10 protein-coding genes are annotated in these 11098 nt (G+C 70.7%); 8 read left to right on the top strand and 2 right to left on the bottom strand.

Translation table 11 applies throughout. The features are described from left to right. Window positions 1-159 precede the first annotated feature (159 nt). From C3Y15_RS30045 to ligD, 7 genes are all read left to right on the top strand, one after another. The gene (locus C3Y15_RS30045; protein ID WP_124259996.1) at window positions 160-1593 is read left to right on the top strand and encodes an RNA polymerase factor sigma-54; all 1434 of its coding nucleotides are present in this window, start codon (window positions 160-162) and stop codon (window positions 1591-1593) included. Between the two features lie 70 nt (window positions 1594-1663). After that, window positions 1664-1852, top strand: coding sequence for a DUF3008 family protein (locus tag C3Y15_RS30050; RefSeq protein WP_011879877.1), 189 nt, complete (start codon window positions 1664-1666; stop codon window positions 1850-1852). Window positions 1853-1896: 44 nt separating this feature from the next. Continuing rightward, window positions 1897-2058 carry a DUF1328 family protein gene (locus tag C3Y15_RS30055; RefSeq protein ID WP_006498332.1) on the top strand — a complete coding sequence of 54 codons (162 nt, stop codon included), beginning with the start codon at window positions 1897-1899 and terminating at the stop codon, window positions 2056-2058. Next, the gene (locus C3Y15_RS30060) at window positions 2055-2441 is read left to right on the top strand and encodes a DUF3022 domain-containing protein (protein WP_124259995.1); all 387 of its coding nucleotides are present in this window, start codon (window positions 2055-2057) and stop codon (window positions 2439-2441) included. Before C3Y15_RS30055 ends, C3Y15_RS30060 begins: the two co-directional genes overlap by 4 nt. Window positions 2442-2583: 142 nt before the next feature. Then, window positions 2584-4686: a catalase HPII gene (gene katE / locus C3Y15_RS30065; RefSeq protein ID WP_046427217.1), complete on the top strand. Its 2103-nt coding sequence runs from the start codon at window positions 2584-2586 to the stop codon at window positions 4684-4686. Window positions 4687-4745: 59 nt separating this feature from the next. After that, window positions 4746-5792: a Ku protein gene (locus C3Y15_RS30070; RefSeq protein WP_124259994.1), complete on the top strand. Its 1047-nt coding sequence runs from the start codon at window positions 4746-4748 to the stop codon at window positions 5790-5792. Window positions 5793-5825: 33 nt separating this feature from the next. Beyond that, window positions 5826-8813 carry a DNA ligase D gene (gene ligD, locus C3Y15_RS30075; protein ID WP_046427221.1) on the top strand — a complete coding sequence of 996 codons (2988 nt, stop codon included), beginning with the start codon at window positions 5826-5828 and terminating at the stop codon, window positions 8811-8813. A 5-nt stretch (window positions 8814-8818) separates the two neighbouring features. Here the strand turns inward: ligD and C3Y15_RS30080 are convergent, their stop codons facing one another. Then, window positions 8819-10141 (bottom strand): cation:proton antiporter, encoded by a 1323-nt coding sequence (locus C3Y15_RS30080; RefSeq protein WP_046427223.1) that lies wholly within the window; start codon window positions 10139-10141, stop codon window positions 8819-8821. 37 nt (window positions 10142-10178) lie between these two features. Then, entirely contained in the window at window positions 10179-10535 is a 357-nt protein-coding gene (locus tag C3Y15_RS30085) for a DUF3175 domain-containing protein (RefSeq protein WP_046427226.1), read from the bottom strand. A 140-nt stretch (window positions 10536-10675) separates the two neighbouring features. On the opposite strand from C3Y15_RS30085, the gene C3Y15_RS30090 reads away from it, so the two are divergent. Beyond that, window positions 10676-11098: hypothetical protein (locus C3Y15_RS30090; protein WP_134206925.1), on the top strand; the 423-nt coding region annotated here is incomplete at its 3' end.

Consider the following 11098-nt stretch of genomic DNA (forward strand, 5'->3'; position numbering starts at 1 on the left):
CCCCCGAACTTCCCCCCGCTTGTAAAAAAGCGGTCTCACGCGCCGCCCGCGCCAGGGTACGAACCCTTGAGAGCCGCGCCGGACGGCGCTTTGCCGTACTGGCACGGAAGCTGCATCGATCCCCGCATACGAATTCCGCACACCGTCAGGAGGACATCGATGTCAGTCACGCTTGCGCTCCAGATGCGACAGCACCTGGCACTCACGCCGAGGCTTCAGCAGTCGCTTCGTCTGCTGCAGTTGTCTTCGCTGGAATTCCAGCAGGAATTGCGGCAGGCGCTCGACTCGAATCCGTTTCTCGAGGATGGCCAGGGCGACGACGAGGCGCCGGCCGATACACCCGAACACACCGCCGAGGCGGCCCCGCAGGACACCGCGCCCGAACGCGACGACGTGCGCGCGCCGGACGGCGACGTGTCGTACACGGCGGCCCCGACGATGCGCGGCACGGGCCGCCAGGGCGAGGACGGCGGCGATCTGTCGCCGGGCGAATGGATGGCCGCCGAGCCGTCGCTGCATCAGCATCTGCACGACGCGCTGCGGCTCTATCCGCTGAACCGGCGCGATCGCGAGGCGGCACGCATCGTGATCGACGCGCTCGACGAAGACGGCTACCTGCGGCAGGAACTCGGCGATCTGCTGGGCGCCGCCGATCCGGCGCTGCTGGTGTCCGAGCAGGATCTGGCGGTCGCGTTGCGGCTCGTGCAGATGCTCGATCGGCCCGGCATCGCCGCGCGCTCGCTGTCGGAATGCCTGCTGCTGCAGCTCGACGCGATCCCGGCCGGCACGCCGGCGCTCGCCGAAGCGAAGGCGATCGCGCGCGACCACCTCGAACGGCTCGCGCGCCGGGAAACGGCGGAGATCCAGCGGCGCGTCGGCTGCAACCAGCAGACGCTGCAAGCCGCCTGCGCGCTCGTGCGCGGGCTCGATCCGCGCCCCGGCAATCACTACGGCAGCACGCGCGGCGACTACGTGGTGCCGGACGTGATCGTGCGTCAGGTGCGCGACGAATGGATCGTCACGATCAACCCGGCCGTGCTGCCGCGCGCGCGTCTGCACGAGCGTTACGCGACGTTGTTCGCGCAGTCGAGCGGCGAGCGCGATTCGCCGCTCGGCCAGCAGCTGCAGGAAGCGCGCTGGCTGATCCGCAACGTGCAGAAGCGCTTCGACACGATCCAGCGCGTCGGCGAATGCATCGTCGCGCGGCAGCGCGACTTCTTCCGCTACGGCGAGATCGCGATGAAGCCGCTCGTGCTGCGCGACATCGCCGAGGAGCTCGATCTGCACGAATCGACCGTGTCGCGCGCGACGGGCAACAAGTACATGGCCACGCCGCACGGCACCTTCGAGTTCAAGCATTTCTTCCCGCGCAAGCTCGAGGCAGCCGGCAAGGGCGTGTGCTCGGCATCGGCCGCGAAGGTGCTGATCCGCGACATGATCGCGGCCGAGCGCCACACCGATCCGCTGTCGGACGTCGCGCTCGCGCAGAACCTCGCGGGGCGCGGCATTCTTCTTGCGCGCCGTACCGTGACCAAGTATCGCCAGGCGATGAAGATTCCGCCGGCCGAGATGCGCCGGCGCGACGCCGCATGACGATACCGTTCGAACTGCGCGCGGCCCGCGAGCCGCGGCCACCGCGCGCGTCACCGAAAGGAGGCAAGCGATGCCAGCCAAATCCCAGGCACAGCAGCGCGCCGCGGGGGCCGCCCTGTCGGCCAAGCGCGGCGACACGAAAATGAAGGACCTGAAGCCGCCGTCGAAGTCGATGGCCAAATCGATGAGCGAGAAGGAGCTCGAGAAAATGGCCTCGACGCCGACCCACGGCAAACCCAAGCACAAGCACGATTCTTGATCGCGGCGAGCGCGCCGCCGGTCACCGTCAACCAGGAGGAATTCATGCTTCGATACGCCATCATCTTCTTCGTCATCGCGATCATCGCCGCCGTGTTCGGCTTCGGCGGCATTGCGGCCGGTGCGGCCGAGATCGCGAAGATCCTGTTCTACATCTTTGTCGTGATCTTCCTGGTCACGCTGCTGCTGGGCGTCGTGCGTAGATGACGGACGCGCCCGACCGTTCGCAGCGCATCGCCGAACTCGAACATGCGCTCGCGAACGGGTTTCCGTCGCAGTCGACCCTCGTCGTCCACGCGGACGACGCGTCGGGCCGGCTCACGATCCAGGTGTCGTGGGTGCGCGTGCCGGCCGACGAGCGCGCACGCCAGTGGCGCTGCGTGGTCGACCTCGGCTTCGCGCCGGACGTGCTCGCGCGTTATGCGTCGTTCGGCACGGCCGACCGGCTGCGCGTGCGCACGCACGTGTGCGACCTCGCACGCCGCGCGGTGGACGAGGAGAAGCCGCGCGTCGAGGATGCCGAGATCGAATGCCGCGTCGCGGTGGACGTGACGCGCGCCGAACTCGACGACGCATTGCGCGCGCCCTGACGCCGCACCCGTGGCCCGCCGCGCCATCGCGCGCGGCCGCGCCGGCTCGCGCCGCCCCGGCGCGGGCCGTTTTCCGTAGCGGCGACATGCGCCGTCACGCGCACGTCGCCGCTCCTGACCGAATCGATACGAGGATGCCTGCATGACGAACTCCGCTCCATCCGGCAGCCAGCCTTCCGCCGCACCGCAATCCGACAGCGCGAAGGCGCGTCAGCTCGACGAGCACTGTCAGCACCCTGACGGCGAGGCGTTGCGCACCAACCAGGGCGTGCGCATCGCCGACAACCAGAACACGTTGCGCGCCGGCGCGCGCGGCCCGTCGCTGCTCGAAGACTTCATCATGCGCGAGAAGATCACGCACTTCGATCACGAGCGGATCCCCGAGCGTGTCGTGCATGCGCGCGGGTCGGCCGCGCACGGCGTGTTTCGCGTCTACGAGTCGATGGCCGACTACACGAAGGCGGCGTTCCTGCAGGACCCGGCGGCCGAGACGCCGGTGTACGTGCGCTTCTCGACCGTACAGGGCCCGCGCGGCTCGGCCGACACCGTGCGCGACGTGCGCGGCTTCGCGGTGAAGTTCTATACCGAGGAAGGCAACTACGATCTGGTCGGCAACAACATGCCGGTGTTCTTCATCCAGGACGCGATCAAGTTCCCGGACTTCGTGCACGCGGTGAAGCCGGAGGCGCCGAACGAGATGCCGACCGGCGCGTCCGCGCATGACACGTTCTGGGATTTCGTGTCGCTCGTGCCCGAGACCACGCACATGGTGCTGTGGCTGATGTCCGACCGCGCGCTACCGGCGAGCTATCGCGCGATGGACGGCTTCGGCGTGCACACGTTCCGGTTCGTCAACGCGGCCGGCGCCGAACACTTCGTGAAATTCCACTGGCGGCCGGTGAGCGGCGCGTATTCGCTGTTGTGGGACGAGGCGCAGCGCATCGCCGGCCACGACCCGGACTTCAACCGCCGCGATCTGTGGATGGCGATCGAGCGCGGCGACTATCCGGAATTCGAACTGGGCGTGCAGCTGATCGACCCGGCCGACGCGCGCAAATTCGACTTCGACCTGCTCGACCCGACCAAGCTGGTGCCCGAGGAACTCGTGCCGGTGAAGCCGATCGGCCGCATGACGCTGAACCGCAACCCGGACAACTTCTTCGCCGAAACCGAACAGGTCGCGTTTCATCCCGGCCATGTGGTGCCCGGCATCGATTTCACGAACGACCCGCTGCTGCAAGGGCGGCTGTTCTCGTACACCGACACGCAGCTGAGCCGGCTCGGCGGTCCGAATTTTCACGAGCTCCCGATCAACCGGCCGCTGTGCCCGTTCGCGAACAATCAGCGCGACGCGATGCACCGGCAGACCATTGCGGTCGGTCAGGCGTCGTACGAGCCGAATTCGCTGAACGGCGGCTGGCCGCGCGAGACGCCGCCGGCGCCTGCCGGCGGCGGCTTCGAGACGGTGCCCGAGCCGCTCGAAGGCACCAAGGTGCGCGTGCGCAGCGAATCGTTCGCCGACCATTTCTCGCAGGCCGCGCTGTTCTACCAGAGCATGACCGACATCGAGCAGCGGCACATCCGCGATGCGTATTGCTTCGAGCTCGGCAAGGTGACGAAGCCGGAGATTCGCGCGCGTGTCGTGAACGAGATCATCGCGCGATTCGACGCGGGGCTTGCCGCGGAAGTGGCCGAGCGGCTCGGCTTGCCCGCGCCGCAGACGGCGACGACGCCGGCCGTCGCGCGCCTCGCGCCGTCGTTGAGCCTCGTCGGCCGCGCGAAGCCGACGATCCGCTCGCGCAAGATCGCGCTGGTCGCGACGCCGGGCGTGAGTCAGGCGCTGGTCGACCAGGTGCGCAGCACGCTGGCGGCGGCGGGCGCGGTGCCGACCGTCGTCGCGCCGACGCTCGCGCCGATCGGCAGCATCGTGCCGCAGGCGACGCTCGCGGGGATGCCGTCGGTAATGTTCGACGCGGTGTTCGTCTGCGGCGGCGACGGCCGCGAACTCGCGCACAACGCCGAGGCGTGCCACTTCGTGCGCGAGGCGTTCAAGCACCTGAAGCCGATCGCGGCGGTCGGCTCGGGCCGTCAGCTGTTGAGCGCCGCGCATTTGCCGGACCCGGCCGAAGGCGTGTGCGTCGGCCACGTGGCCGATCTCGACGCGGTGCTCGGCGCGTTTTCCGGCGAGCTTGGCCGGCACCGCGTCTGGGCGCGCGAGCAGCAGGCGGCCGAGCTGCCGGCGTAGCGCCGCACCGCGCGCCCGGCTCGCGCAGACGGGCGCGCCTGCGGCAAGGAGGAACAGGGATGCCACCGCGGATGATATGGAAAGGCGCGATCAGCTTCGGGCTGGTGCACGTGCCCGTGCAACTGTTCCCGGCGACGCGCACCGTCAAGCCGTCGTTCCGGATGCTCGACAGGCGCTCGATGGACCCGGTCGGCTACCGGCAGATCAACAAGCGCACCGGCAAGGAGGTCACGCGCGACGACATCGTGCGCGGCTACGAGTACGAGAAGGAGCGCTACGTGGTGCTGACCGACGACGAGATCCGCTCGGCGAATCCGGAATCGACGCAGACCGTCGATATCCTGACCTTCGTCGACGAGGACGCCGTGTCGTTCCTCTATCTCGACACGCCGTACTACCTCGTGCCGGACCGCAAGGGCGAAAAGGTCTACGCGTTGCTGCGCGATGCGCTGAATGACAGCGGCAAGATCGGCATCGCGCTGGTCGTGATGCGCGATCGCCAGCAACTGGGCGCGCTGATTCCGGTCGGCCCGCTGCTCGCGCTCGATACGCTGCGCTGGCAGGACGAGCTGCGTCCGCTCGACGAGCTGTCGGTGCCGGCCGACGACGCCAAGCGCGCCGGCGTGACCGCACGCGAGTTCGAGATGGCGAAGAAGCTGATCGACGACATGTCGGGCAAGTGGACGCCCGACGAGTATCACGACACGTTTCGCGACGACATCCTCGAGATGGTGGAGCGCAAGGTGCGCGCGGGCAAGATCGAGGAGATCGAGGAGCGTCCGGCCGAGACCGGCCGCACGGCGACCAACGTCGTCGATCTGACCGAGCTGCTCAAGCGCAGCTTGCGCGGCGGCGGTGGCGGCGGCGGCCGCGCCGCGAGCGCGCGCGATGCGGAGGACGACGGCGAAGCGGATGGGGCGGACGCCGCGCCGCGCGGCGGCGCCCGGCGCAAGCCCGCCGCGAAATCGGCGTCGAAGGGCGCGGCCGCGAAGTCAGCCGCGAAGTCAGCCGAGAAGCCCGCGGCGAAGCGGCCGGCCGCGAAGCGCGCGTCGGCGGCCGAGCATGCGACGAAGAAGACCGCCGCGCGTCGCAAGCACGCGGCCTGACGGTGCGCGATCCAGTTCACGCGAGGTGACGCGATGGCAGGCAAGCTCGATCCGTATCGCCGCAAACGCCATTTCGACGCGACGCCCGAACCCGCCGGCGCGGGCGCGCGGCGGCGCGCGAAGCCGCAGCCGCAGCCCGATGGGCGTGCGGCCCCGCGCCGGCCGTTGCGCTTCGTGATCCAGGAACATCATGCGCGGCGGCTGCACTACGACTTCCGGCTCGAACTCGACGGCACGCTGAAGTCATGGGCGGTGCCGAAGGGGCCGAGCTTCGATCCGTCGGTGAAGCGTCTGGCCGTGCACGTCGAGGATCATCCGGTCGAATACGCGTCGTTCGAAGGGCAGATTCCGGCCGGCCACTACGGCGCCGGGTCGGTCGTCGTGTGGGACGAAGGCACGTGGACGCCCGACGGCGGCGTCGCGGGCGCGCGCAGCGGCTATCGCGCGGGCAAGCTGACGTTCCGGCTCGATGGCGAGAAGCTGCACGGCGGCTGGGCGCTGGTGCGCAGCGGGCGGCAGGAGGGACGCCAGGAGCAGTGGCTGCTGATCAAGGAGCGCGACGAAGCGGCGCGCAGCGCCGATGAATTCGACGTGGTCGGCGAGCGGCCGGGCAGCGTGCACGACGGTGAAGGCGGGGCGTCGTCGGCGACAGGCGGCGCGGGCGCGGACTCGCACGATGCGACGGCGCGCGCGGGGGGCGGCGGCAAGCGCGCCACGCAGACCGGCAAGCGCGCCGCGCGAAGCGGCGAGCGCGCGGCACGAGCCGCCGAGCGCGCCGATGACCGCGATCGCGCCACCGCCCGCGCGCACGTTCGCGATGGCGACCGCGCCGCGGCCCGCGACGGTGCTGCCGCAAGCGACCCCGGCGCCGCCCGCGTCCGAGCTCGCACCGGCGCCGGCGACGCCGACCGCACCCCTCGCCGTACGCGTACTCCCGACCGCGCATCCGCCGGCGACCGCGATCCCTCCACCGTCGAAGGCGCGGTGCGCGCGCCGCTGCCCGAGCGCATCGCGCCGCAACTGGCGACGCTGGTCGACGCGCCGCCCGCCGACGCAGACTGGCGCTACGAGCTGAAATTCGACGGCTACCGGATCCTCGCGCGCATCGCCGGCAAGGGCGCGCGTCGCCACGTGAAGCTGATGACGCGCGAAGGCCGCGACTGGACCGCGAAGCTGCGCGCGCAGCGCGATGCGCTCGCGGCGCTGCCCGTCGACGACGCGTGGCTCGACGGCGAGGCCGTCGTGCTCGGCGCGAACGGCCTGCCCGACTTCCAGGCGTTGCAGAACGCGTTCGGCGCCGGGCAGTCGGACGACGTCACGCTGTTCGTCTTCGACCTGCCGTATCTCGACGGTTACGACCTGCGCGATGCGCCGCTGGCCGCGCGCCGCGCGCTGCTCGAGCCGCTCGTCGCCGACAGCGACCCGACCCGGCTGCGCTTTTCCCCCGATCTCGGCGACGACGTCGCATCGCTGATCGCGAGCGCCTGCGACACCGGCCTCGAAGGGCTGATCGGCAAGCGGGCGGAATCGCGCTATCGCGGCGGACGGTCGGCGGCCTGGATCAAGCTCAAATGCCGGCGCCGGCAGGAATTCGTGATCGGCGGCTACACCGAGCCGTCGGGCAGCCGCCACGGCTTCGGCGCGCTGCTGCTCGGCGTGCACGACGCGCCGCCGGCCGGCAAGCGCTCGCGCGCGGCCGCGCCGCTGCGCTACGTCGGCCGCGTCGGCACCGGCTTCGACGCGCGCGCGCTCGACCGGCTCGCCGCGCTGCTGCGCCGGCACGAGCGCGACACGACGCCGTTCGAGCCGGCGCCGCGCGAACGCACGCGCACGCGCGCGCACTGGGTTGAGCCGACGCTCGTCGCCGAATGCGAATTCGCGGAATGGACCGGCGACGGCATCGTGCGGCAGGCCGCGTTCATCGCGTTGCGCGACGACAAGCCGGCGACGCAGATCGTCCGAGAAATGCCGAAGCATATGGAAACGGAGGGAGCGATGGAGCGACAGCAGAGCACGCCCGACGCGGGCCATGAACGCAAGCGCGCGTCGCGCGCCGCCGACGATACGGGCAAGCGCAAGCCAAACGCGCGCGCGAGCGCGTCCGCGCGCAACGCACGTGAGGACGGCGACGCGGAGCTGTCCGGCCGCGTGCGCATCACGCATCCCGAGCGCGTGCTGGACCCGACGAGCGGCACGCGCAAGATCGATCTCGCACGCTACTGGCAATGGGTGGCGCCGTGGCTGCTGCCCGACCTGAAAGGGCGGCCCGTGTCGCTCGTGCGCGCACCGGGCGACATCACCGGCGAGCTGTTCTTCCAGAAGCACGCCGAGCGCCGCGAGATTCCGTTCGTCACGCAGCACCCCGGGCTCGATCCCGGGCATGGGGCGCTGCTGTCGCTCGACAGCGTCGATGCGCTGCTCGGCGCGGCCCAGATGGGCACGATCGAATTGCATACGTGGAACGCGCATGCATCGAACATCGAGCGGCCCGATCGCATCGTGTTCGACCTCGATCCCGATCCGGCGCTGCCGTGGAGCGCGATGATCGAGGCCGCGCAGCTGGTGCGCGGGCTGCTCGACGAGCTCGGCCTGCGCTCGTTCTGCAAGACGAGCGGCGGCAAGGGGCTGCACGTCGTCGTGCCGATCACGCGGCACATGGGCTGGGACGACGTGAAGGCGTTCTCGCGCGCGCTCGCGCAGCACGTCGCGGGCGCGCTGCCCGAGCGCTTCACCGCGAGGATGGGGCCGCGGCACCGGCGCGGCAAAATCTTCATCGACTACCTGCGCAACGGTCGCGGCGCGAGCACGATCGCCGCCTACTCGGTGCGCGCACGGCCGGGGCTGGGCGTATCGGTGCCGCTGCACTGGGACGAGGTGCCCGACACGACGGGCGGCGCGCAGTGGACCATCGACACGCTGCACGAGCGCCTCGAGCGCTTGAAGCGCGACCCGTGGGAAGGCTACGACGACACGCGCCAGCGCATTACCGCGCAGATGCGCGCGCGGCTCGACGGGGCGTGACGCGTTCAGCGGCGACGCTGCTGCAGCCGGTAATACCAGTCCATCAGCGGCGTCGCGGAGATGCCGTGCGCGATCACCGACGCGGACACGACCGCCAGCACCGGCGCCGCGAGCGGACGCACGGCGCTCGACGGTCCGTGCTCGAGCGCGAACAGCAGATAGTAGAAAGAGCCGATTCCGCGGATCCCGAACCATGCCATCAGCCGCCGCTGCGCCGGCGTCGCGCGTGAGCCGGCGAGCGTGAGCGACACCGCGAGCGGGCGCACGGCGAAAAACAGCAGCGCCGCGAGCGCGGCCGCGCCCCACGTGACGAGCGGCGCCGTCAGCGTGCCGAGCACGCTGCCGATCATCGTCATCACGACCGCTTCGGCGATCCGTTCGAGTTCGATCGTGAAATCGAGCACCGATTCGGTCATGAACGCATGCACCTTCTCCGGATGCTTTTCGGTCGCGACCACATCTTCGGAGTCGATCCGGCCGATCACTTCGCGCGGCCGCCGGCCGCCGCTCGCGCGGTACTCGACGCGGCGCATCGCGACGCCCGCCGCGAAGGTCGCGATGAAGCCGAAGGTCTGGGCGAGCTGCGCGGCGCCGAACGACAGCACGATCAGCGCCAGCGCGAAAAAGCCCTCGAAGCCGAGCGCCTGCGCATAGCGCGTGCGCAGCCAGCCGATCGCGCGCGTCGCGCTGGCGCCGAGCACGCCGCCGATCGCGGCCGCGCCCGCGGTGCCCCACAGCGCGGCCAGCAGGAACGTTCCCGACAGCGCCGGCTGCCCGTGCGGCATCTCGGCCGCGCCGCACAGCGCGAGCCCCGCGAGCGCGAACGGCAGCGCGATCCCGTCGTTCATCCCGCCTTCGCCGGACAGTGCGAAGCGCACGAGGTCGCGGTCGCCCGGATCGTGCACCTGCACGTCGTGCGCGAGCACGGGGTCGGTCGGCGCGAGGATCGCCGCGAGCAGCAGCGCGGGGCCCCAGCCGAGCCCGAGCGCCAGCATCGCGCAGCCGGCCAGCAGCGGCACCGTGACGATCATCGCGAGCAGGCCGAGCCGGCACGGCACCAGCCACAGCTTGTCGGACAGCGACACGCGCAGCCGCAAGCCGATCGCGAACAGCGACACCAGCAGCGCGATCTCGACGATTTCGCGCAGCAGCGCCGCGTCGCGTTCGATGTCGAGATGGAGCAGCCCCGCGCCGGCCGGGCCGAGCGCGATGCCGAGCGCGAGATAGATCATCGCGCTGCTGCAGGGCAGATGGCGCAGCGCCGAAGTCGCGACGCCCATGCCCATCAACACCGCGCCGACGATCAGATACCAGAGGGTTTCATGCATGCGAAAACGAGTAGTGGGAGAGGGAAAAGGCGTGCGGTCACGGCTTGCGGCCGAACGCCTCGCGCAGTTTCCGCTTCGCGCGCTCGAGCGTCGCGCGACGGGTTTTCGGCAGGTTGCGGCCCGCGCGGTTCACATAAAAGTTCAGCATCGACATCGCCGACTGGAACGGCGTCGCCTTGCGGCGGCGGCTGTGCTCGGCCGAGCGCTTCAGCGACGCGGCGATCTCGGCCGGATCGTCGGACTGGAAGATGTGCGGCTCGAGGTCGAGGGCGTCACTTTTTTGCATCACGTCGGCAGACCAGCGGTTGCGGTGCTGGGGACCGTTGCTGCGCGCGCGGCCGGGGCGGCGCGACGCGCGTTTGCCGTGCGGCGGTGAAGCGGAAGCGGAAGGCATGGCGGCGACTCCGTAAGGGATCGGATGAACGGACGCGGGGCCGCAAGTGGCGTGCCGGCCGACGACGACGGCACGGGCCTTGCTGATTCGTCTGCGCATGAACGTTCCACGACAGCGGTTCCATTGAGGGAGAACGCACCATGAAGTCAGCATCCGAATCGAAATCTGCCGCGCGCCGTCTGGTTGCGTGCGCAGCCGTCGCGCTCGTCGCCGCCGCGCCGGCCGCGTGGGCGCAAAACTCGCAGCGCGCGGACCACGGCACCGGCGCGCCGATCCTGTCGCCGCCCGATACGTCGGCGCAGGATAGCGGCGGCGGCATGTCGAACGGCAACACGGCCGCGCCGCCGCCTGCGACGCGCATGAACGACGCACGCGGCAAACGTTCGCACGCGCGGCCGCATGTACGGACCAAGCCGGGCGGCCCGAGCGCGGCCGGTAATGGTGGTAGCGGTGGCAGCGGAGGAAGCGGCGGTATGGGCAACGGCGCCGGCGCAAACGGCGGCGGCAGCGCCGGCACGGGCGCCGGGGCCGGCGCGACGGGCGGCGGCAGTGCGGGGATGGGC

It is taken from the genome of Burkholderia sp. B10 (genome assembly GCF_004368385.1).
In the GTDB taxonomy this organism is placed as follows: Bacteria; Pseudomonadota; Gammaproteobacteria; order Burkholderiales; family Burkholderiaceae; genus Burkholderia; species Burkholderia vietnamiensis.

Coding starts and splice junctions, on each gene's coding strand:
- C3Y15_RS30045 (WP_124259996.1), top strand. CDS start 160: ATGTCAGTCACGCTTGCGCTCCAGATGCGACAGCACCTGGCACTCACG.
- C3Y15_RS30050 (WP_011879877.1), top strand. CDS start 1,664: ATGCCAGCCAAATCCCAGGCACAGCAGCGCGCCGCGGGGGCCGCCCTG.
- C3Y15_RS30055 (WP_006498332.1), top strand. CDS start 1,897: ATGCTTCGATACGCCATCATCTTCTTCGTCATCGCGATCATCGCCGCC.
- C3Y15_RS30060 (WP_124259995.1), top strand. CDS start 2,055: ATGACGGACGCGCCCGACCGTTCGCAGCGCATCGCCGAACTCGAACAT.
- katE (WP_046427217.1), top strand. CDS start 2,584: ATGACGAACTCCGCTCCATCCGGCAGCCAGCCTTCCGCCGCACCGCAA.
- C3Y15_RS30070 (WP_124259994.1), top strand. CDS start 4,746: ATGCCACCGCGGATGATATGGAAAGGCGCGATCAGCTTCGGGCTGGTG.
- ligD (WP_046427221.1), top strand. CDS start 5,826: ATGGCAGGCAAGCTCGATCCGTATCGCCGCAAACGCCATTTCGACGCG.
- C3Y15_RS30080 (WP_046427223.1), bottom strand. CDS start 10,141: ATGCATGAAACCCTCTGGTATCTGATCGTCGGCGCGGTGTTGATGGGC.
- C3Y15_RS30085 (WP_046427226.1), bottom strand. CDS start 10,535: ATGCCTTCCGCTTCCGCTTCACCGCCGCACGGCAAACGCGCGTCGCGC.